20 protein-coding genes are annotated in these 23,115 nt (G+C 49.1%); 8 read left to right on the plus strand and 12 right to left on the minus strand.

The annotated features are described in order from the left end of the window. Nucleotides 1-122 precede the first annotated feature (122 nt). From yhbH to MHH48_RS27425, 4 genes are all read left to right on the plus strand, one after another. The gene (gene yhbH, locus MHH48_RS27410) at nt 123-1,283 is read left to right on the plus strand and encodes a sporulation protein YhbH (RefSeq protein ID WP_076324379.1); all 1,161 of its coding nucleotides are present in this window, start codon (nt 123-125) and stop codon (nt 1,281-1,283) included. A gap of 458 nt (nt 1,284-1,741) precedes the next feature. Continuing rightward, nucleotides 1,742-3,949 carry an acyltransferase family protein gene (locus MHH48_RS27415; protein ID WP_076324380.1) on the plus strand — a complete coding sequence of 736 codons (2,208 nt, stop codon included), beginning with the start codon at nt 1,742-1,744 and terminating at the stop codon, nt 3,947-3,949. A 169-nt stretch (nt 3,950-4,118) separates the two neighbouring features. Continuing rightward, a complete protein-coding gene (locus tag MHH48_RS27420; protein WP_076324381.1) occupies nt 4,119-4,955 on the plus strand; it encodes a sulfurtransferase in 837 nt (278 codons plus the stop codon). Between the two features lie 77 nt (nt 4,956-5,032). Next, the gene (locus MHH48_RS27425) at nt 5,033-5,752 is read left to right on the plus strand and encodes an SDR family NAD(P)-dependent oxidoreductase (RefSeq protein WP_076324382.1); all 720 of its coding nucleotides are present in this window, start codon (nt 5,033-5,035) and stop codon (nt 5,750-5,752) included. A 151-nt stretch (nt 5,753-5,903) separates the two neighbouring features. On the opposite strand, the gene MHH48_RS27430 is transcribed toward MHH48_RS27425, so the two are convergent. The 6 genes from MHH48_RS27430 to MHH48_RS27455 form a co-directional block, all read right to left on the minus strand. Continuing rightward, nucleotides 5,904-6,929 carry a hypothetical protein gene (locus tag MHH48_RS27430; RefSeq protein WP_076324383.1) on the minus strand — a complete coding sequence of 342 codons (1,026 nt, stop codon included), beginning with the start codon at nt 6,927-6,929 and terminating at the stop codon, nt 5,904-5,906. A 71-nt stretch (nt 6,930-7,000) separates the two neighbouring features. After that, a complete protein-coding gene (locus MHH48_RS27435; protein ID WP_076324384.1) occupies nt 7,001-7,339 on the minus strand; it encodes a hypothetical protein in 339 nt (112 codons plus the stop codon). 7 nt (nt 7,340-7,346) lie between these two features. After that, nucleotides 7,347-7,781, minus strand: a complete 435-nt coding sequence (locus tag MHH48_RS27440) for a tetratricopeptide repeat protein (RefSeq protein ID WP_076324385.1) — start codon at nt 7,779-7,781, stop codon at nt 7,347-7,349. Nucleotides 7,782-7,978: 197 nt separating this feature from the next. Further along, nucleotides 7,979-9,166 (minus strand): multidrug effflux MFS transporter, encoded by a 1,188-nt coding sequence (locus tag MHH48_RS27445; protein ID WP_076324386.1) that lies wholly within the window; start codon nt 9,164-9,166, stop codon nt 7,979-7,981. A 356-nt stretch (nt 9,167-9,522) separates the two neighbouring features. Next, nucleotides 9,523-10,530: an ABC transporter substrate-binding protein gene (locus tag MHH48_RS27450; protein ID WP_076324387.1), complete on the minus strand. Its 1,008-nt coding sequence runs from the start codon at nt 10,528-10,530 to the stop codon at nt 9,523-9,525. Nucleotides 10,531-10,626: 96 nt separating this feature from the next. Then, nucleotides 10,627-12,243 carry a helix-turn-helix domain-containing protein gene (locus MHH48_RS27455; RefSeq protein ID WP_256720698.1) on the minus strand — a complete coding sequence of 539 codons (1,617 nt, stop codon included), beginning with the start codon at nt 12,241-12,243 and terminating at the stop codon, nt 10,627-10,629. A gap of 265 nt (nt 12,244-12,508) precedes the next feature. On the opposite strand from MHH48_RS27455, the gene MHH48_RS27460 reads away from it, so the two are divergent. Next, nucleotides 12,509-12,847 (plus strand): VOC family protein, encoded by a 339-nt coding sequence (locus tag MHH48_RS27460; RefSeq protein ID WP_076324388.1) that lies wholly within the window; start codon nt 12,509-12,511, stop codon nt 12,845-12,847. An 89-nt stretch (nt 12,848-12,936) separates the two neighbouring features. On the opposite strand, the gene MHH48_RS27465 is transcribed toward MHH48_RS27460, so the two are convergent. Both MHH48_RS27465 and MHH48_RS27470 read right to left on the minus strand, forming a co-directional pair. After that, nucleotides 12,937-13,473 (minus strand): SMI1/KNR4 family protein, encoded by a 537-nt coding sequence (locus MHH48_RS27465; RefSeq protein WP_076324389.1) that lies wholly within the window; start codon nt 13,471-13,473, stop codon nt 12,937-12,939. Between the two features lie 84 nt (nt 13,474-13,557). Next, entirely contained in the window at nt 13,558-14,322 is a 765-nt protein-coding gene (locus MHH48_RS27470; protein ID WP_076324390.1) for an SDR family oxidoreductase, read from the minus strand. Between the two features lie 319 nt (nt 14,323-14,641). On the opposite strand from MHH48_RS27470, the gene MHH48_RS27475 reads away from it, so the two are divergent. After that, entirely contained in the window at nt 14,642-15,478 is an 837-nt protein-coding gene (locus MHH48_RS27475; RefSeq protein ID WP_076324391.1) for a YitT family protein, read from the plus strand. A gap of 105 nt (nt 15,479-15,583) precedes the next feature. Here MHH48_RS27475 and MHH48_RS27480 read toward each other — a convergent pair whose 3' ends face one another. Further along, nucleotides 15,584-16,471, minus strand: coding sequence for a hypothetical protein (locus MHH48_RS27480; RefSeq protein WP_076324392.1), 888 nt, complete (start codon nt 16,469-16,471; stop codon nt 15,584-15,586). A gap of 387 nt (nt 16,472-16,858) precedes the next feature. Between MHH48_RS27480 and gdhA the strand changes: the two genes are divergently transcribed. Continuing rightward, nucleotides 16,859-18,238 carry an NADP-specific glutamate dehydrogenase gene (gdhA, locus tag MHH48_RS27485; protein WP_076324393.1) on the plus strand — a complete coding sequence of 460 codons (1,380 nt, stop codon included), beginning with the start codon at nt 16,859-16,861 and terminating at the stop codon, nt 18,236-18,238. A gap of 51 nt (nt 18,239-18,289) precedes the next feature. On the opposite strand, the gene MHH48_RS27490 is transcribed toward gdhA, so the two are convergent. Together MHH48_RS27490 and MHH48_RS27495 are read right to left on the minus strand one after the other, a co-directional pair. Continuing rightward, on the minus strand, nt 18,290-19,273 hold the full coding sequence (locus tag MHH48_RS27490) for a diaminopimelate dehydrogenase (protein ID WP_076324394.1): 984 nt from the start codon (nt 19,271-19,273) through the stop codon (nt 18,290-18,292). Nucleotides 19,274-19,424: 151 nt separating this feature from the next. Continuing rightward, entirely contained in the window at nt 19,425-20,486 is a 1,062-nt protein-coding gene (locus MHH48_RS27495; RefSeq protein WP_076324395.1) for a suppressor of fused domain protein, read from the minus strand. Between the two features lie 254 nt (nt 20,487-20,740). On the opposite strand from MHH48_RS27495, the gene MHH48_RS27500 reads away from it, so the two are divergent. Next, the gene (locus MHH48_RS27500; protein WP_076324396.1) at nt 20,741-21,472 is read left to right on the plus strand and encodes a hypothetical protein; all 732 of its coding nucleotides are present in this window, start codon (nt 20,741-20,743) and stop codon (nt 21,470-21,472) included. 94 nt (nt 21,473-21,566) lie between these two features. On the opposite strand, the gene MHH48_RS27505 is transcribed toward MHH48_RS27500, so the two are convergent. Continuing rightward, nucleotides 21,567-23,105: a copper amine oxidase N-terminal domain-containing protein gene (locus MHH48_RS27505; protein WP_083659758.1), complete on the minus strand. Its 1,539-nt coding sequence runs from the start codon at nt 23,103-23,105 to the stop codon at nt 21,567-21,569. Between the last annotated feature and the right edge of the window lie 10 nt (nt 23,106-23,115).

Genomic DNA, 23,115 nt, shown 5'->3' on the forward strand with positions numbered 1-23,115 from the left:
GTCTTTTTCATGACAAACCCGGATTCATTACTCACATATCGCTCTTTCTCCCGAATATAATGAATTACTACAGCCGAAAAGACGGCAACCGAGTCAAGGCTACACTTGGGAGGTGACTGTCCATGCAAAATGAAGACGCTCTGTCGTTTGTCGTATCTCGTGAAGACTGGTCGCTGCACCGCAAAGGCTACCAGGATCAGGTACGTCATCAGCATAAAATCCGTGAAGTCATCAAACGCAACCTGCCCGACCTTATTACCGAGGAAAACATTATTCTGTCCGACGGAAAGCAGATCATTAAAGTTCCGATCCGGAGCCTTGACGAATACCGTTTCATCTATAACTACCAAAAGCAAAAGCATGTCGGTCAGGGCGACGGTGACAGTCAGGTTGGGGACGTCCTGGGACGCGACCCTTCGTCAGCCCAGCCCGGTAAGGGGGAATCGGCCGGCGATCAGGCAGGGCAGGACATCGTGGAAACCGAGGTCAGCCTGGAAGAACTGGAGAATATGCTGTTTGAGGAACTGGAGCTCCCGCTGCTGCAGCCTAAGGATAAAGAGCAGATCGAAACAGAATCCATCGTTTTCAACGACATCCGCAAAAAGGGCATTATGTCCAACATTGACAAGAAGCGCACCATCCTGGAGAATCTGCGCCGCAATGCCAGAGACGGCAAACCCGGCATCCACGGCATCAGTCCGGACGACCTGCGTTACAAGACTTGGGACGATACCGTCATTCCGGAGTCCAATGCGGTTATTATCGCCATGATGGATACGTCCGGGTCCATGGGCTCCTTTGAGAAATACTGCGCGCGCAGCTTTTTCTTCTGGATGACCCGTTTCCTCCGCAAACAGTACGAGAAAGTAGAAATCGTGTTTATCGCCCACCATACCGAAGCAAAAGAAGTGACCGAGGAAGAGTTCTTCACGCGAGGTGAAAGCGGCGGAACCATATGTTCATCCGCTTATCAGAAGGCGCTTGATATTATCCATCACCGTTATCCCCCTTCCCAATACAACATTTATCCCTTCCACTTCTCCGACGGCGATAATCTCACGTCCGATAATGAACGCTGCGTCAAACTCATCGGCGAGCTGCTGAAGGTAAGCAACATGTTCGGTTACGGTGAGGTCAATCAATACAATCGCAGCAGCACACTGATGTCGGCCTATAAGAATATCAAGCTGGACCAATTCATGTACCATGTCATTAAAGACAAAGGGGAAGTCTACGAGGCGCTCAAAACCTTTTTTCGTAAACGGCAAGGAGCCGCCATCTAATCCATATACTATATTGTTAAAAGGAAAATCATGGATATTTAATCATCCGGATATTGGAGGAGGCTGGGACCTCCTCTTTCTTATGGCCTGCGGCGATACAGTTAACAGACCGTTACCGAAGCATGGATATACCAAACATAAAGGCTTGTCATTTCAAATGAAAAATCTGTCTTATTATTGACATCACAATGTAGCCGTAGGTTCATTTTTTTGTCACCTTCTGTTTTTCCAAGGATGGTAGTATTAGCTATGACATCTTGTTGCAGGATATTACAGGATTCGATATGCGTCTCCTTAATTTAAGATATCCTCCTATAAAGGAAAGGGAAGGTTTACCATGTTCCAAATGACACATTCACTATTCAGCACCCAGACGTTTGAGAATATGTCCTACATATTATCGCAGCGGCTGTTACAGGGCGGCATAAGCGCAGATCCTTCGAAAGGAGCGATCTCCCGTGCCAGCATCAGATAAGCCACGTTCACGCTACATGCCCGGTCTCGATGGGCTTAGAGCCCTCGCCTTGATCGGAGTGATGGGATACCACTGGAGTTTTGGTTTTGCAGGCGGTGGTTTTCTCGGAGTAAGTTTATTCTTCGTACTGTCCGGGTATCTCATTACGGATATTCTCGCATCGCAATGGCATCACCAGCGCCGGATCGATCTGAAAGATTTCTGGATACGAAGGTTCCGGCGGCTCCTGCCGGCCATGCTGCTCATGCTGTTCATCCTTGTGGTATGGGTTACGCTGTTTGACCGATCGCGACTGGCTACGCTCCGGAGTGAGGTGCTCGGCGCCGTTACATACATAAGCAACTGGCAGTTTATTTTTCAGCAGCAATCTTATTTCGAATCATTTGGCCCACCTTCTCCACTGGGGCATTTCTGGTCGCTTGCCGTGGAAGAGCAGTTTTACTTACTGTGGCCTTTGATCATGTTAGCGGTTCTCAAGCTATTCCCCCGCAGGGGACAGCTGTTCACTTTCATTGCTGCCGGAGCCGCGATTTCGGCTTTGGCCATGGCGGTGATCTATCAGCCGGGAGATGATCCTAGCCGGGTCTATTATGGAACGGATACCCGAGCGTTTGGTCTGCTCATTGGAGCTGGGCTGGCTGTCGTATGGCCCAGTTGGAAGCTGTCCACCCCTGTTTCAAGGGCTACCCGGCGCAGACTCAATGTGACAGGCGCCGCGGCAATGCTTATCATACTCTCCATGATGTGGCAGGTGGACCGTTACGATTCGTTCCTGTATCAAGGAGGCATGTTTCTCTTCTCTCTTGCCGCCGCCGTCCTCGTTGCGGTGTTGGCGCACCCAGGAGCTTCGATCAGCCGCTTGTTAAGCTGGAAGCCCCTGTTATGGATCGGCGTTCGATCCTATGGGATTTATTTATGGCATTACCCGGTGATGATCCTGACCTCACCTGCATCCGGTGCAGGCGATCTGAGTTTGCCTCAGATTGCACTGCAAATCGCGGCAAGCGTTCTGTTGGCCGCCCTATCCTGGAAGTATGTTGAAGAACCGATACGACATGGCGGACTGAAGAAATTATGGTTTAAGGCCCGATCCATTCGGCGCCGTTCAACTTCGATTTCGTTAAGAGGCTGGGTCGTGTCGATAAGCTCGCTAATTCTAATCGGCGTTTTTTGCTCGGGGATGATGAGCAGTGTATCCTCTGCGAGAACGGTAGGTGATATCGCTGCCATGCTAAACATCGATGATCCTGCCCCGGAAGAACCGGACCAGATGCAAGGTGGAGAGCCCGAAGCGATGGAGCCTCCGCAAACACAAACGCCGCTTCCTTCAGACACGAACGGGAAAGTACCCCCGCCTCCTACCGACGCGAAGCAGCCTGGTGTTGTGAAGAAGCCAAACTCCGATGAAGAAGCGGATCAACCGATTCCGGATGGAGCAACAGGGTCTGGCAATGACGATGCTGGCGGGAACGAAGAGCCAGACCATCCTGTTGGAAATGACGTTGACAACAAAGATGAGCCAACCGACACAGGGAACGGAAGCTCCGATAAGGCTGATTCCGGGAAAACAATCCCGGATCAACCGAATGAAGATAAAGCTGATAAACCTGGTGAGGATAAGGCTGATAAGCCAGTTCAATCCAAGGACTCGGCAGGCAAAACGACAGGCGGAAAGAGCAATCCTACGAAGCCAACGAGTAAGCCTCAAAATCCTCCGGTATCCAAGTCCGCCATCACGGCCATTGGGGATTCGGTCATGCTCGGGGTCTCCCCTTATCTGGAAAAATCGCTGCCTGGCATTCACATCGATGCGGTGATAGGCCGCCAAATGCGTCAGGCCGATGACCTGATTCCCGTTATGAAAGCCCAGAACCGGATAGATGGCGGCATTATCGTCATCGGGCTGGGAACCAACGGCGCTTTCTCGAAAAAGGATCTGGATTCTCTTCTGCGTCCGCTGGATTCAGCTAAGCAAATTCTGCTTATCAACACACGGGTTCCACGTGATTGGGAACAGAACGTAAACGGCATGCTGGCAAAAGCGGCTGCCCAGAACCCGAAGGTTACGTTGGTGGATTGGTATTCAGCCAGTAAGGATCATCCGGAATACTTCCGGTCTGACGGCGTCCATCTGGAGCCGGAAGGTGCCGAGGCCTACACGTCCATGCTGCTTCAAGCTATCAAGAAATAAAGCGTTTATCCTGATTCTTGCCATCATTCATTCTCATATCGTCGACCTGATCTCATCCTTCTATGAGACAGGTCGACTTTTTAGTTATATACGTAATCGGAAGCAGCAATATGATATAATTCGGTTACTTAATCTCATTATTTCTTAATAGAAGGCGGTGTCCTGGTATATGAACAATATCGTGACAATGAAATGGCTGCTGGCCAGACTCTATGAACCGGATCTGGTCATCGTTGACTGCCGTTTTGCCCTCGGCAAGCCGGAAAGCGGCCGAGCCGCTTACGAGGAATCGCATATTCCGCGTGCCGTTTACCTTGACTTGGAGAAGGACCTCTCCTCTCCTATCACCCAACATGGCGGACGCCATCCTCTACCGGACCTGGATCAGCTTGCACAGCGTCTCGGCCAGTCCGGTATTCAGGAGAGCAGCCGCGTCGTCATCTATGACGACCAGGGCGGAGCCATGGCCAGCCGTCTATGGTGGCTGTTGAAATACACCGGGCATGAACAGGCTTATGTGATGGATGAAGGTTTTACAGCTTGGAAGAATGCCTCTTATCCGGTAACGGAGGAACAGCCGATCGTGATTCCGGTACCATATGAAATCAAGCTTAAGCCCGATAAACTGGTCCTCGTAGATGAGGTACGCAAGGCTTCGCAACATGGTAACAAAACGCTCATCGATTCACGCGAACCACGTAGATATGCCGGAGTTGAAGAGCCTTTGGACACCAAGGCCGGACATATTCCGGGGGCGGTGAACTACTTCTGGAAGGGGGTCCTGGACACCTCTGGACATTGGAAGGATGCTGGCGCGCTTCGCGAGCATTTTACCGATGTCCCGCAAGATGCCGAGATTATCGTATACTGCGGCTCCGGCGTCACCGCTTGTCCGAACGTGCTTGCCCTGGAAGAAGCAGGTTACGGCAACGTGAAGCTGTACGCGGGCAGCTGGAGCGACTGGATTTCGTACAGCGACAATCCGGTGGCAATCGGGGAGGAGTAGGAGCTAAGACAGATATGAATGATATTACATCGCCACTAAGGTTGTATGCCTTGGGAAATGTAATAAGGAGAATGTAGATGAAAACATATATTGTATTTGGTGCTAGTAAGGGATTGGGAGATGCATTTGTTAGGGGTGTGGCTCAGCAAGGTGATAAAGTTTGGGTGGTTGCTCGCAGCAGGCCTGAAAGTTTAGATTTAGAGGATGGCATTGAACGGGAATGGATACCAGCGGATTTGTCTGAGCTCCATTCATCGACACTGATTAAGGATAAGCTGCAGAACGAAACATTGGATGTTCTCATATATAATGTAGGAATTTGGGAAAAAGAAGGTTTTGAGGATCATTATACCTTCGATCACGATGAGCCTGCTGACATCATTAATCTTATACAAGTGAATATTACTGCTGCCATTGTATGCATTCAAGCGTTATTGCCTCATCTTCGTAAATCTAATGCAGGAAAAATGATTCTTATTGGTTCGACAGCAGGCCTGAATAATGCAAACAGCAGTCAAGTTTCTTTTGTTGCCTCAAAATTCGCTATTCGAGGAATTACAGAGGCTCTTAGAGAGCACACGAGAGAAGATGGTATTGCTGTGACATGTATTAATCCTGGTGAATTGGCTGCTGAAATTCCGTATGCAGAAGGGGTTGAGCGTGCCCTTTCTGCCTATAATGAGACACGTATTCCGCTCCAAGATATAGTTTCCTTAGTAAAATGTGTGGTCAGCTTATCTAAAGCAGCCTGTGTCAAAGAAATCAATATTCCGGCGCTAATGGATACGAATATCTAACTATACCATATGATAGCTGTACGCCGGCAGCCCGAGCGATTGGATTTGTTATGTGGGGAACCCGGTGGACTGGGACGTGTAAAAAGATTAAAATCGGCAAAAATCCCGCTACCATAGCGGGCTTTTTGCCGATTTTATAGCATCTGCACTCTTACATCAGTCTCCCTGATAGATGCTCAAGAGCCATCGATTGCATCCGCTTCTCCTCGTCGATATTCTCATAGAGAAGATGCTCTTTGCCCGCTTCAACCATTCGCTTGCGCATGGCGGCAATGCGGCCTTTTCCGGTATCGATAAACCGGAAGTCTACCTGCCGCAGGCAATCCATATCCGCCAAGCCGTCCAAGGCTTCCGCCTTGATCCTTGTAGGAATCTCCTTTAACATCAGAACCTCCAACCGGTCCGCGGTCCATAAGTTCCCGATCTCCTGCAAGGATTTCATGTAATCCAGCTCAAGCTGCCGGAGATTTCGCATATGCGAGAAATCGCACAGGCGCTCGACTTTCGGCAGCGACAAGTGAAGGAAAACCAAATGATCCAATACCGCCAGGGCATCGATATTCGTCAGATTTCGGACGGCAGAGAGCCTCAGCATACTTATATTGGAGCTAGCCAGCACTTCCAGCGAACCGTTCAAAGTACAGCTGTCTATGGCCAGATACTTCATCAGCGGCAAATCCACGACAAAATCCAGCTGGTCGATCGGGCAGTTCAGGACCAGCGTATCCAGCCGAATGCAGTCCGCTATCGCCGATAGATCATCAAATTTGCCACTAAGCTCAAGGTATTTTAAAAACTTGTAATTCCGGATAAAGTCGAGATTTTGCGTTTTGGGCGAGCGTATCTTTAGAAATTCCATTCGATCCATTGCAGCCAGCCTATTCAAATCCTGTTGCTGTTTGAGATCCAGGTGCAAAGCAGCAACAAACTTTAATCCTGAAAGTGTCTCCAAAAATTCCTCCGTATAACGACCTTTCGCCTCTGCATGATAGATATGCAATATCAAGTCCGGACGCTTGGAGAACACCTGTTCATCCAGCTTCAGCAGATCTTCTGCTTTGTCTGCCCCAACAACAAAACCAATGGTTGCACGGTGCCTCAGCTGTTTAACGGCACTGTCCATCTTGTCCGTGCTCCAGGGAACCCCGCTCATCGATGCTGTCCACGGTTCGCTCATACCGCTCGCCTCCGTTCTTTGAAAATGATATGGGAATTGTATATGAACAGGTCGATTCTAGTCTCCGGCCATCATGAAGGAACCACAATCTTCTTCAACATGCCCCGCACATGCGTCCAGTCTGCCGGAATCTCTTTATTGATCTGCTCTAATGAGGTTAAAGCGAATTCCTCAAGCCGCGCCTTGATATTGGAGCGGATGTAATCCTTGTTAGTCTTATGCTGGCGCAGCAGCCGTTCATAGATTTCCAGCAATCCGGGATCGGTGACCTCCCTCAGTGCCTGTAGTGCGGTATGCTGCACACGTACTTCTTCGTCCTCCAGGACACGAATAAAATCCGGCAGATAATTCGCCTTATCCGCTGATTTTCCAGCCAGATAAACGCTCTGAATTCGAAGTCTGTCCCGCATCCACGTTCTACCCTTTGATTCGACCCAGATAATAATCAAGATATTTCTTCGGTCTTCCCTGGAAAGCCCTATTCTTCCCGTATTGATAGGCTCGGTCAAAATATTGGAAGGCCTCATCATGCTGCTTCAGTTCCAAACAGACCATGCCGAGATCAATGAGCGGTCCGGTGTCGATACTGGAGCCTCTGGTTTGCAATGAAATTTCGCTCCAGGGTTTGGCTTGCTCGAACTCTCCCCTCGCAAAGTAAACACTGGAACAACAAGATGCGATCCAACTCGCAATCTCCCAGCTTAACTTGGGCTCAGGCAGCATGGACCACGCTTTCTCATAATATGTAAGAGCCTCGTCCAACTTCCACTCCTCTTCAAGCTCATTCCCCGACTCAACGGTCGCTACAATCTCATTTTCCAAGTCCGGGTTGTCGATTCCCAGCTCTTTCATTCGGAACCCCTCCTCGTAAATCTAGTTAAAATGGTACCAAACCATGGATAAATATTCCACTACAGCGGGGAATCTTTTATTGATAGGCGAACCACCGCCGCTCTATTAATCCAGTGGAACAAGAAGAAGCTGCCCCTCCTGCAAGAAAGGGGACAGCTTCTTTTCAATCCTATATGAAACTTAAACAAGATGTCAAACTACCTCCGCGCATATCCAGCAAGCTTCTTGCTCACGCAGACCATGACTACGGCAAGACCAAGAAAATACAAGGGCATCACGATTAACGAGCCATTGTGAAGAAGACTCATGCCGCTCGTAATCAGGCTGACAACAATGTAGTAACCCAATCCGAAGATCGCTCCTGCCGTTCCGAGCACATCTCCATATTGGTTCAGCGCCAGACTAAGGCAATTCGGAATCGCCATTCCGATGCCAAGCAGCAGAATAAAAATACACGCTACCATTAACACCATATCCATTATAGTGGCGTTAATTCCGATAACAGCAAGAACGGTAAGGCAAAGAGCCCCCAGCATCGTAATGATTGTGCCGATCACGATAATGCGCTCAGCCTGAAGCCTGGTCAGCAGTTTCTTCGACAGCATCGCACCTAAGATGGATGACATCGCAACAAAGATACCGAAGAAACCAAAGCCGCCGGGGCTCATCTGAAAAAATTCAATAAAAATAAACGGGGCCTCCGCATAGTAACTGAACAATATGCCGTTGGTGGCTCCAATGAGAAAACCGAATCCCCATATTCTGGGGTCAGAGACCAGGCGCTTGCCCACGGAGAGGGTGTTAATCTTCGAGACAGCCTTTACCCTGGTTTCAGGCAGAGAAGTCCAGGTATACAACAAAATGGCGGCGCTCATCAAAACCAACGTCAAGAACACTGCTCTGAAACCAAGAGATTGATCCACCCATCCGCCAATGAGCGGCCCAATAGCGGGTGTAAACGCAAGCGCTGCCGAAATCTGGGCAAACACCGCATGACGCTTGGCTCCATCGATACTTTCACGCAAAATGGTTTGGGTGACGACCGAGCCGGTGCTGGCACCAAAAGCCTGAATGAATCGGCTCACCAATAACCATTCGGCCGAACCGGATAGATAGCAGCCCAAGCTGCCTAATCCATAAACCAGGATGCCCCAAAGCATAGCAGGACGACGTCCGATGGAATCCGAAAGCCTTCCCCAGCAAAACACTCCGAAGGCAAAGCCTAAGAAGTAAATGCTGAGCGTTAGTTGGATAGCATTGTTGCTTGCTCCCAATTGATGGGCAATGTCCGGTAATGAAGGTGTATATATCGTTTCACTAATTTGTGGGAAACCCACAAGGATAATTAATAACCATATGGATGGATTTGAGATTTTTCTTTGCACAGCTAACATCCCCCTTATCATTTCAAAAAATCTCTAGTTGGCTGGCAAAGAAATTACGGGATCGGGGGTTTGCATTTCGTTAGTCTAGTAAATGAAAGCATGAAAAGTCACCTTTTTTTCTGGATAAGGGGGTTATATCTACCGAGTATTATAGCAGAATCGCAGGCAAAATTCTCTCTTGATTCTCCTCCCACGGGAGGCCTTACACTTTGGGTCAGGGGCAGCAAGAACAGAAAAATGAGAGGAGGTTTTATTTTTTTGAGGATTTGATTACTCGTACTTGCATCACGATCAAAAAAGGGTGCCCTACCATCGCCCTGTATAATGACAAGACTCTGACGAGCACCTTTTATGTATCAATTCTTCTTGGAGAGCCATTCTGCCAATTCTTCCGTCTGGGCAAGAACGGCAAGCGGATCGTAATACCAGGAACGCTCCTCGGGCCATACATACATGTTCCCCTTCTTGACCGCAGGGAGACTGCCCCAAATCGGATCCGCTCGGAAATCTTCGATCGTACGCGTATTAGACGTCATAATAATGTAATCGCCCGCGTATTTTCCTATCATTTCAGCCGTTAACTCAGCCCATTGCTTCTCTAATATTTCCGCAACCACCCCGCTCGGAGGCTTTCTTCCCAATGCCTGATAGACAGGCTGACCGCCACGGCCGAAATTATCACCGTACACCCAGGTTGTCTTCTCGCCGTCTTCCATAATGCTAAAGGTCGCATCCGCCGGAATCGCTGCATCGACTTTAGCTTTGGCTGCCGCAATGCGCCGATCATACTCCTCCAGCCAGGTTTTGGCTTCCTCTTCCTTACCAAATAACTCGCCGAAATAAGTCAACTCTTCATGAGCATTCTTTAAATCTCCATATGGAATGACGATAGTGGGTGCGATTTTGCTTAGCTGCTCATAGGTTGTTTCCCCATTGCCGGTAATGATGAGATCCGGGTTTAAAGCCATGACTTTCTCGACCGACGGTTTTCCGTAATCCCCGATATCCTCGATTCCTTTTAAGGATTCTTTAAAATAATAATTTTGGATGGTAAGCCCCGGCGCTCCAACCGGAATGACATCAAGCGCAATCAGGCTGCCCAAATATTCTTCTGCGACGATGCGCTTCGGACTCACCGGAACTTCGATATCGCCATTGACGGTAGAAACGGTTTTCACTTTGGATTCTTCCGCCGAATTCGTATCCAGCGCTTGCGATGAATCATTAGCTGCGGTCAATACGGTCTCCGTGTTATTTCCCTTACTTGTCTCTCCTGCTCCACAGGCACTGAGCATAAATGCCAGAAAGAGCACTGCGGTAACAAGAGCTACACGCCTTCTGCTTAAACTACGAAAAGAAAACACTTTATATCCCCCTTATATATCGATAACGATAATCATTCTCATATAAAACATTACCTCCTGTCCCCTCCAATGGCTATGCCTTAAAATGATGTCTACTCATGCAAAGTTATGATGTCCTGTCAGCACTTTCATTAATTCGCGCAGCTGTGCTTGTGAGGAGATAGGATCATATCCGAAGAATAATTCCGGTTGATTCAGAACATAGACTCGATTATGCCGTACCGCATCCAAATGCCGCCAATCCGGTGATCTAAACAATGCTTTGACGCGCTCCAGACCGTGAGGATGGTTAGGTAATGACGTTATGAATATATGATCGGCCGCGTAAGAAGCGACCTTGCCGATTGCCGCTTCCACATATCCGCGGCGATGGAGCCCTTCATCCACCAGCCCGGCAGGCGGATGAAATCCAATATCGTCGTATAGAATCTGGCTCCCTCTGCCAAAACTGCCGCTGAAGCAATAGGCTGTATCCGCGCAAAATTCCCAGACGACGGCGCTTCCCCGCTTACCAAGCACTCCATTGAGTACCTCATTCGAGTGATCGACCCGTTCGTTGTAACGCGACAGCCATTCCTCCGCTTCCGCATCTTTATCTATAGCGGAAGCGATGACGCGGAATTGCTCGCGCCAGCTCATCGTCTTGAACGGCAGATCCAGGACAGGCGCCAAAGCGAGCAGCGCCTTGTTCTCAATTGCCGAATCGTAGCTGATAATCAGATCCGGATTGGATGAAGCTATCGTCTCATAATAATGATCGAATGCGAGAGCATACGGGTCGAAACGATGGTCTGCACTCAGATGATTGCTGTATGGAGTCTGCTGAAGCCAAGGGGTATACACCCCCATCTCAGGCGTAACCCCAAGCGCCAACAAGGATGCCGTATGGTTTAGGTTCAATGCGGCGATTCGCTTTGGTTTACATTTATAAGCCGTAGGAGACATGCCTACGGCTTCCTTGAATTTACGGCTGAGGTACAAGCCCTCCTTATACCCTACTTCCTGCGCCAGCGTATTTAAATCTTGCGACCCGGTCAACAGTCGTTCTTGTGTTTTACGTATTCGAAACAGGGTCAAGTATTCATTAAAGGTACGTCCGGTATGCTTGCGAAACTTGCGCGAGAAATGCTCCGGACTAACACCCGCCCTAGCAGCCATCTGCTCTCTTGTCAGATCTTTATAGTAGTTCTCTTCCATATACTGCTGGGCTTGTTCCACCCAAGATCGTTGCTGTGAAGGTGATCTGGATATCGTCTCCGCATGGATCTCTTGCAGCAGTTTAATGAACAGATGCTGCAGTTGAAAAGGCTCCCCGTGATTCGCACCTCCCCAGATGCTCTCAAGTTCTCCGGCCATCCGTAAAATCTCGGACGGAATGTCATGAATCGGAACATTACATTCAAGTCCGTAAGATGCGCTGTCATCTACACATAAGCATCGATATTCCATGTAAAGCCCCCGTAAAGGCGTTAATCTCATGGATTCCAGCTTGAGTTCCGTTAGGCTGCCGGAACCAAATACGCTTCCTCTGAAAACCGGATAGGATCGCTCATCCACATGCAGCAGGCCCTCTCCCTCCTGGATGATCATGATGCAATAGCTCTGCTCTTGATGATTCCCGCTGGCGCTCGGAATCTCTTCATCCAATCCCATTAAACGAATCGGCACGTGAAAAAAATGAGGGGGTAGTTTATTCGTTGAAGGTAGTGACACGGAACGCCCTCCTTGATTATGATAATCATTATCAATTAATGTGATGTTATTATACCAGATGCTTGCTCCATCTGTTACGTTAAATCCATTTCATACGCTCCCTCCTTCCAAGCAATCATGGCGAAGCCCTATCTAAAACATTCGACTTGTGTGACGGGTTTCGCCGACCATGCCTGCCCTAAACCTGCATAAGCTCTCCACTTGCTTAAATGTGCTACGCTTAAATTAAGAATCACTCATTCCACAGAAAGGAAGTGTGCACGATATGATACTGAACCATCTTAATCTCACTGTCACTGATGTAACTGCGGCAAAGGAATTTTTGCAAACCTATTTCGGACTCAAAATCGGAGGAGAGCGCGGCCAATCGTTTGCAGCGCTGTTTGACGATCAAGGGATGGTGCTGACCTTAATGCGGGGGACCGAGGTTAACTACCCCAAGACGTTTCATATTGGCTTTATTCAGGAAAGCGAAGCGAAGGTAAATGAACTCTATCAGCGTCTAAAGGATGATGGGTTCGATGTCGAGCCGCCACAAAGAGCCCACGGATGGACATTTTACATTAAAGCCCCGGGCGGGTTTACTGTCGAAGTTCTGGCCTAATCATCATCGTTACATGGGACAATGCCATTCCTCATCCGCTACACGCAAAAGCCCACGCATCACGCGTGGGCTCTTATGTTATGTCAGGCTTAATAAAGCTCCCATGTCTCCGTGCATAACGCGGGTAAAGAATCCGCAACCCGCTCGCAGTCCTCATAGCCCAAGCTGCCGGAATGCGCAAACAAAATCGGATATTCTCCGTTTACCGGCTCTTCCCTCATATCGAACATATAATGGTTTCCGCTTCCATCCATCGCAAACGACACCGCCTTCGGCATATACTCAGGCAGCTCGTAAGCCAGGTTCATCTCCCTCAGGTCATCCGTGCTAAAGAACTGAAAAAGACGTTCTCCCTGTTGAAATTCCCCGCCGTTGGAATACTTCAATAAGTCCAAATAGCTTGCGGGGAAATTCCTCTGGGGCAGCTTCCAGCCTGCAGGATCGAGCGGCGTATATTGATCGTAAAAGGGAGACGTTTTGTGAAAAGGATTCACTTGTCTTCCCTTGATTTCATCCATTTCTTGCGTAGACAGCTCCGTATTCCACTCCTTAACAAAACGAGCCATTTGTTCACCGGTCGCGCCGGAACGTTTGTCATACGGGTGCTCAAAATTGATATTCCACATCTTGGCCTTCCTCCATCCTGGTACTTCCTGTCTTGGATCTTCTCCAATCATTATAATGGAAATATCCGAAAGAGGGAGCAGTCATTACAGATGGGATCCTCCACTGGCATCGATGCATTGACCGGTGATCCAGCGGCTGTCCGGAGAAGCCAGAAATGCTGCAATATCTGCGATATCCCCAGGCTCACCCCATCTTCCGAAGATCGAATAGCCGGCCCCGAATTGGAACGAGGCCGGGTCCTGAAGCATGGCGGCATTCATGTCAGTAGCAACGAATCCAGGCTGTATCGCATTGATCGTGATTCCGCAGGAACCTAGCTGGCTCGACAGGGAGAGGGTCAGCGAATTGATGGCCCCCTTCGTCATCGTATACGCAGGAATATTGGGCAAGGAGATTCGGGTTACCGCAGAAGATAAATTGATAATGCGGCCATTGTCTCGAAGGCGTGGGAGAGCCTGCTGAATCATGAAGAATGGCGACTTCACGTTCATTCGCATCACTTCATCAAAACTTTCCTCCGTGGTCTCCTCGATGGTTTCCACTAAGCCGATCCCTGCATTGTTGACCAGAATATCGAATTGCGTATTACCGGTTCGTGCTTTTAACGTCTCATCCAGCGACCCGTACAGGGTACTTATTCCATCCATGGAAGTAAGATCCGCCCCTACCAAGAAAGCTTCACCTCCGGCCTGGGTTATCTCGCTCACGACCTCTTCCGCGGCTTCATGGTTCTTGCCATAATGAACGGCTACCAACGCTCCTTCCTTTGCCAATCGTATCGCGATGGCACGTCCAATGCCTCGGCTGGAGCCCGTAACCAAAGCAACTTTTCCCGTCAATGTATTCATGTTCTCATCATCTCCTCTTTTTCTTTCACTTTTAGTTTTATCACAGGCCACATTTCGAAATGTTGCGCTCCTATTCTCGCCTTCCTCTTGATAAACCCCATAAAAGATGCCCCGCCTGCACGGGGGGCTAGAATGTAGGCATTTGCGTCGCCGCCTACGCTCAGTGAATTAAAAATCATTTACATTCCATGTAATGATTATTATAATGAGAATATCAAAAGAGCTGCGCAACCTGTGTTTGCATAAAGCGATTAAAGGATGATTTTTTCCTTTAGTCGCTTTTTTTGTGAGCTTGTTGAAAGTCATGGAGGTATATCGTATGAAAAAAAGAGCGTTTGATATGATCATGCTGCTCATCGGGGCATTTATTTTTGCGCTGGCCGTCAATTTATTCGTCATTCCCAACGATTTTGGCGAAGGCGGAGTTACCGGGATCTCGATCATTCTGTTTTATGTGCTGAAATGGTCCCCGGCGCTGGTCGGCATTGTGATTAACGGGATTTTGCTGATTATCGGCTACAAGCTTCTGGATAAAAAAACGACGGTCTATACCATTATCGTTGTTGCCTTTCACTCTCTGTTCCTTCATTTGACGGAGAACTGGAGCATCGCTTCGGATGAGCCGGTGATCAATGCCATATTTGCCGGACTGTTTGCCGGAGTCGGGATTGGACTCATCGTCCGGGTGGGTGGCACAACGGCGGGTACGGTGATATTGGCCCGCCTGGCTAATAAATATTGGGATTGGAATATCAGTTATGCCCTGCTGTTCTTTGACCTGATCGTGGCCGGACTGTCCGTCTTTGTGATCGGGATCGAGAAGGTGATGTTCACCGTGGTCATCCTCTATATCGGTACTAAGGCGATGGAGTTCATTATTGAAGGCTTGAATCCTAAAAAGGCCGTTACCATCATCTCGACTCATCATGACCGCATCGCGATTCGGGTTACGGAGATTATGGACCGCGGGGTAACCGTGCTCCGGGGTTATGGATATTACACCGGTCAGACCAAAGATGTGCTCTACATCGTCATCAGTAAACAGGAAGTCTCCATGCTCAAAAAAATCGTCCGGGCCGAAGACAAAAACGCTTTTGTCACGATCCATGACGTACGCGACGTGTTTGGCGAAGGATTTATTGATATTTCAAAATAAGAGCGGACTTATCCTTTTATACGAAAAAAGATCGAAACAGCCGTTTGGGCAGGTTTCGATCTTTTTTATCTTTTTTTCATCATACTCAGCTTCATCTTCGGTTTATTAGGGAGACATATATCTTCCATACGCCAGCCCGAGATCTGTAATGGCATCATCCGACACGGATAGAAGCGAAACATTCTCTCCTTCCGAGCCCATCCATTGGACGCCCAACACAAAGCCAAGCTCCGATTTTGCCGCAAAGAGAAATGAGAACATCTCCGGCCGCACCTCGCCTTGATCATCCACTCTCCATGTAGAGCTCAGATCAAACTTCGCCGGATAATCATAATATAACCAGCCGCTCTCACGTTTCAGCGCCAGGCTTGCCAGCATATCATCACCCTGTCTGACGAATTGCACCAGATAGAGGGACTCCCCATCAGGAAGTTGAACAATGGGCCATGCCTTGTCTACTTCTCTCCCCTTGCTGTTCTTGATGTCCTGCAGCTCCTGTTCATTGATCTCCTCCGGATTTGCTGGTTGAATAGTCATTAAGGCATCCGTAGGAAGATGGCGCTTAGGGATGATAAAATAGGTGGCATTCGGTTCTGCGGCCCCTTCGCTCACCTCATACAATTGTCCAGCCTGATGGCTGAAATTCGGTGCGGTTTGCCTGCCGTTATCTTCCTCCGTCGCTGGCTGCGAGCCGGCATATTGAACCGGAAGCACCACGCCTCCCTGTCCCACGGCAATCAGCGAGGCTTGCTCATCCTGAATAGCCGCATCCGGGTCTACCAACAGCCTATGCCCCGTCTCGTCGGCAAAAGAGAAGGTCCCTTCCTGTAAAGCAGCCACATCCTGGACCACCAAAGGCTGCTCATCCTTTATATCAGGCGCCGGCTTCACGTCCGAAACGGGTGGGGCTTCGACCTGCTCCATCTCCGGATCCGCACATGCCGTCAAGGTACTTATTGCCATAATAAACATCGCTGCCGATAACCTTTTCATGCCCTCAGCTCCTGTAATAAGATTCCAAGTCTTCCATAACCTCAGACGCTAAACATACCGAAAAAGTTGAAGCCAAAGTTCCTTTTATTTGTATTTTCCCATGACAAATTCGGATTATTTTTTGCATTTTAGCTACACGAAACACGGAGTTATGGCTTATTAACTTACACCAAATGACAACTTTATAGAAATATTTAATGAGTTCGCAAAAAACATTTTATTGGTAATACGAGGCAAGATTCTATACAATTCTTTTTAACTTAAAAATGCTGAGTGCAAACTTTTAATGTTTTAGTACAAATTGTCCGAGACAGGCTACCTTTCCCGCAAAACAGACGATTTATCACGCAATTCTACTTTAACGATTTGAAGGAGTGCATCGCAAAAGTGACTACGAATATTTCTGTTTCTTCACCCCTTACTGCCGCGAAAGACTATGTGGAATCCATCTATAACCAAGTGGTGGCTCGAGATCCGCATGAGCAAGAGTTTCATCAAGCCGTCCGTGAATTTGTAGATTCCCTCGTCCCTGTTTTAGCCCAGCATCCGAAATATCGGGAATACGGTATTCTGGAACGCCTTGTGGAGCCTGAACGAATGATCACCTTCCGTATTCCATGGGTGGATGATCAAGGCAAAACCCAAGTAAACCGCGGGTTCCGTGTCCAATTTAACAGCGCGCTGGGTCCGTACAAAGGCGGCATCCGGTTCCATCCTTCGGTGTATGCCGGTATCGTCAAATTCCTTGGTTTTGAACAAATCTTCAAAAATGCGCTCACAGGCCAGCCCATCGGCGGCGGCAAGGGCGGTTCGGATTTCGATCCGAAAGGCAAGTCCGATCAGGAAGTCATGCGTTTTACCCAGAGCTTCATGACCGAGCTTTACCGTCATATCGGACCTGATTCCGATGTGCCTGCTGGCGATATCGGTGTCGGCGCTCGCGAGATCGGTTATATGTTCGGCCAATACAAGCGGATCCGCGGCGGACATGAGGCCGGCGTTCTGACAGGCAAAGGCGTCATCTATGGCGGAAGCCTGGCACGTACGGAAGCAACCGGCTACGGCTGCGTCTACTTCGTACAGGAGATGCTGGCTTCGCAAGGCCTTAGCTTCAAAGACAGCCGCGTCGTGGTGTCCGGCTCGGGCAACGTCTCCATCTACGCGATTGAAAAAGCACAGCAGCTCGGTGCACACGTCATCGCCTGCAGTGATTCCAATGGGTACCTGTACGATCCGGACGGAATTAACCTCGAAACCGTGAAGCTGCTGAAGGAACGGGATCGCCTGCGGATCAGCGAATACGTCAAGATTCACCCGCATGCCGAATATACCGAAGGCTGCACGGGCATCTGGACCATTCCATGCGATATCGCACTTCCTTGCGCCACGCAGAATGAGCTGGATGAAGAAGCAGCGAAAACACTCATCATGAATGGTGTAAAAGCTATCGGTGAGGGAGCCAATATGCCTTCCACGCTGGAAGCGATTGAGCAGTTCATCAACAGCGGCGTGCTGTTCGGACCGGCTAAAGCCGCCAATGCAGGCGGGGTTGCCGTATCCGCGCTGGAGATGAGCCAGAACAGCATGAGAATGTCTTGGACCTTTGAAGAAGTGGATGCGAAGCTGCATCAGATCATGAAAAACATCTACAGCAGTGCCGTAGAAGCTGCAGAGGAGTATGGCGTAGCTGGCAATCTTGTGGCTGGTGCCAACATCGCAGGATTTATTAAAGTCGCTGATGCCATGATCGCACAAGGTATCGTATAAATAAGAAACAAAAAGAAGCCCTACCGCATATGCGGTAGGGCTTCTTACAGCTTATAGAAGCTCGCTACGGAGCTCTTCGGCCGATTTTGGAGATAAGTATCCCAGCGGGATATCAAACACCGTCTTAGCGCCTTTCTGTCCCTCTCTGCTCAAACGATGGGCAGCTCTTGCATAAGACACCAGCACACTGGCCGTAAATTCCGGGTTGCTGTCAAGCTTCAGGCCAAATTCAACAATTTGTTTATTTCCGCTTCCGGTTACGCCGCTGCGAATGACAAATCCGCCATGAGGCATGCCTGCATGCTCAGCCTCAAGCTCTTCTTGCGTAATGAAAGTTACGGTTGTATCGTAATCGGCAAAATAGTTAGGCATCGACACAATCGTTTGACGGATCTGCTCTTGGTCCGCACCTTCTTCCGCTACGATGAAGCAATCTCTCCGGTGCTTCTCGCGCGTGGCGAGCTCCGGTGTTTCACCAGCACGGATTTGGTTGATAACCTCTTCTACTGGAACCGTATATTGAACGCCTGCCTTCACCCCGGGAACACGACGGATGGCATCCGAGTGGCCCTGGCTCACGCCTTTGCCCCAGAAGGTATAATCTTTTCCTTCCGGCAAAATCGCTTCGGCAAGCAGACGATTCATGGAGAACAAGCCCGGATCCCAGCCCGTCGAAATGACACTGACACGGCCTCCGCCCATCGCTGCTTTGTTGACTTCCTCGAAAAACTCAGGGATTTTCGCGTGTGTGTCAAAGCTGTCTACCGTATTGAACATGCTGGCAAGCTGTGGCGTTTGCTCAGGCAAATCCGTAGCCGAACCGCCGCACAGAATCATAACGTCAATCTTGCCGATGTATTGCTCTGCCGCTGATATATGCTCGAAGCGAGCACCGGAATTGGACGGCATTTGCTGCGGGTCTCTGCGCGTGAAGATGGCTACCAGCTCCAGATCCGGATTTTGCCCGATTGCTTTCTGTACGCCTTTGCCCAAGTTTCCATAACCTACGATCCCTACTTTAATAGATGCTTTCAATGTAATCCTCCCTTTGTCAGAACCATTTCCCTGTAGCATGATGTTTATGTACCGCTTTAAAGTATAAGTATATAGACATCACTCAAATTGTAAACTATTTTATATGGACAGGAAATTGTTTCTATCTGTGTTATTCTTATTTTTCACCGTACTATCCGATAACTTGTACAACATTTCCTTCTTGATCCTTGATTTCCGTCTTCAAGACCTCAATCCGGATTCCTTGCAAGCCAGAAAGCTCGAAGGTGCTGACCTGCGGGAGCAATCGGCTTGAGAATTCACCCGCAGTTCGATCGTCCAAAACCAGGGTAACATCTCCGTCCTCCGCAGTCCAGCGGCTCTCTTCTCCCGGCTCAAATACGACCCGAACATCCGAACCTACAAGGCTCAGTTTCTTATCCTTCAGAATTCGGCCCTGCAGCAGCTTCCCGATAATTTCGGCCTGCTTGGCACCTATTTGTAATGTAGCCGGAGTTTTACTTAACCAGCCCTTCTTCCCCGGTTCAAAAGCCAGCTGGCTCACGTAGAGAAATCCGGTGTTGGAGCCCTCTTGTTTTGTCCCTCGGTCAACGGCTTCCAAAATCGAAGGTACATTCAGGAGCGTATCCCGATCCAGATCCGTTATATATTGCGGCATATAATCTGCACAAGCCTGTAATACGCCAAGCGTATTCCATGTCTGCATCGCCTCGAGTTCTTCACGTGTGATGCCAACCATCTGCAGGAATTCTACCCGACCATTCGGCGTATCCATCCCCGGCAGTTCGGGATCCAGGGTGAAGGCGAGTGCTGTCAATTGCGTATCGGCACCCAGACAGATCGGCCCATTGGCATCCAAATAATCTCCCGAGCGAAAAACATTCCCGCTGTTAAACACATATCTCCCCATGTTCTGAAGCAGATTTAGCGCCCACGCCGGTGGCTCTTCCTCTTCCTCCCCCTTAGCCAGCCTGAACGTCAATTCGAATCCGTAACCGCTCTCCTCCAGATTGTCCGATTCCTTGTCATACAGCTCGCTAAAGCCATAAGTAACCATATGCCAATGCGGACTTGGGGCATTTGACGTATAAGCGCTGATTCCATTCAGCGGATCGGGTCCTCCAAGGGCATAGGGAATTAGAGCCCCGTAATGTTTCGGCTCCTGCTCCCCGTACAGTTTCAGCAGCTGCTCATCAATCGCGTCCCAGCCTGCGGCGTTTTCTTCATGTGTCATATCCTGTTCCCCCCGTTATCGTTTACCTCCAAGATTAAACCGTATCCGAATAGGCTCAATCATACTTCCTAATAGTTCCTTCCATTCCACGGACAGCATGTCCCATTGTCGATCATATAAGATAAGGCAGTTTTCAGAATGCGTGTCCCGGCTTGTTCCACTTCCGTCTTCATTATATAGGACGTATAGGGGAATGAAGAAGTTTCCAGAGAAGTGTATAATAGAACCATATCAACGAAGGAGCCTACATGTTCATGAAAAAAATAACGGCATTATCCGTAACCTTAACACTTTCAGCTTCGATTATGGTCTCTTCACTAACTTCGCTGCCGGTTTCCGTCGATGCGGCCTCAGCCAAGGAATGGATGCAAATCTCCGAAAGGACGTCCTATTACGGTGAAGCAGCCAACGGCCAGCCCAATGGACGCGGTACGATCAAATGGGGAAATGGCAAACAATATTCCGGCGAATTCATTAACGGGAAGCGCACCGGAAACGGTAAATACATTAACGAATACCAAGAAGAAGGTGAAACACATAAGGTGGTATACACCGGCCGCTGGAGCAACGACAAAATGGATGGCGAAGGCATCCTGACGCATAAGGTGAAATTGCCTGACGGGTCCGTCCGATGGAATCAGATCCAGAAAGGGACATTCCAGGCAGGCGCCTTCCAAAGCGGATACGATGTCACTCATGCCATCGCGGATCCCGACTACAATTTTATCTACAAGAAAGGCCAGGAATCGCTCGAAATCATGGGCTTCAATCAAAACATGAAGAAAGCCTGGGCCGCCGGAACGATGTTCAGCGTTCATTATAAAAACGGCACCATCAACAAAGAATCTTCGATTTTCCCTGCCAACTCGGCGGCTGAACAGCGTCAAAATGACGCCGCGATCCAATATTTCAAGAGCATTCAAAACAAAGTGGCTCCTCACCTGGAGCAATTTGAATCATTGTCCAAGCAGGTTCCATTAAAATAACCTGACCCAATACAATCGTCAAAGAACCCGGTAACTTGCCTATAGCAAGACCGGGTTCTTCTATTACCGAAGGAGCCTATCCATCACAATATCTCTATGATGCAGGACCCTCGAGTACAAACTGTAACGTATAATGATCCAGCTTCTTCACCTCTACTTGATACCCCAATAAATCTGCCGTTTGCAGGAGGGGCATCATCGTCTTGCCCTCCGAGATATAAGGAGCATGCCGAAGCGTAATTTCGGCTGCGGCCGCTTCTTTCTTGCGATCCTCTTGGCTGCTCCACCCCCAAGCTTTCGTTGAATCTACCGTCAGTTCGGCGACAGAACCTTTACCCGATAAAGTTATTTTTCCTGCGTCATATGCCGCCGATAACCCGAGCGCTTTAACCGCTTCCTTCACGGGTACCATCAATTCCGTCTCATCCGGCATCTTCCGACTTGTAAAATGGACGGGTTCCCCGTTTTCGGTAATCCGTACCTCCACGCTTCGGGCTTCCTTCCCGACTATCAGCACTGTATCAACCTGTTTGGTTAACCGCTCCATGAAGGTCGCAGCATTCTCGGGGGTCATCTTATAGCGGGCATCCTGCTGGCTCACCGCTTGAGTAATCCGGGAGTTTATGTCCTGGGAATGATGAGAAAGATCCTTGAACAGCGAGAAGTCATACGTCCAGTCCACTTCGGCCTGAAAATCATATACTTGCGTGTTGCCGTAACGGTTCAACTGCTGGAACATCCACGTCTTCATCTCCAGTTGATTGCTGTAACGGGCCGGGTTCGTGTCCTGCCACAGCTTCTGCCGCAGGATGCTGTATGGTGGGTAATAGACAATAAATTCAACGTCGGGATATGCCTCTACCAACGACAACACATATGTATTGAAATGATGCTGAACCTGCTCGATCGGCTCTTCATTCACGCTGAAATAGTATTCCGTATTTCGGGCCCGATCATAGGCATTCATCACTTGATCATTTCCGTATGACACCTCGTTGTGCCAGTTGTACAGATATTCGATATTTTGGGGAGTGCCTCCCATGAGTGTTTTGACGATCCCTCTCGCAAAGTTTTCATAGGCTGAATAATTGAACCAGTACTTATAGTCATTCCACCAGATATCGTCATACAGATATTCCGGAAAATAGTCGTCCGCGCCTTCATCCGGATTCTTCAGCGCAAAATAGTCCAGTCCCCACAAAACGGTCTTTACCTTCCCGGTCTGAAGCGCCAGAGACCCAATCTTGTACTGCTCATCGGCTGTCGATCCGCGCATGGATAACTTTAGCGCTTGGCCTCCCATCGCCTTCCCCACTTCGGACGGCAGGAAATTCTCTGTCATGGATGTACCGAGGATGATGGTATCATAGGGGTAATTGCGGGCTAGTCCCGGGTTCTGGTAGCGCTGCTCGCTGGTAAAGATCGGAGCGTACCAGGTCGCTTTGCGGTAGAACTGAAAGGGATCCAATACAAATGTCATGCAGCCGACCAGCAGTGCAACAATGAGGGAAGCGAGTGCAAACTGAATCAGCATCCTTCTCCCTGCCCTCCGATGAATACGAACGGATTGAGGAGCAGCGGCTGCGCTCGACTTGGGAGACGCCGACTTGGTGGCCGTTGATGTCGTTGGCATGTTGAACACC

Origin of the sequence: Paenibacillus sp. FSL F4-0100 (assembly GCF_037993005.1) — a bacterium.
GTDB lineage: Bacteria > Bacillota > Bacilli > Paenibacillales > Paenibacillaceae > Paenibacillus_AQ.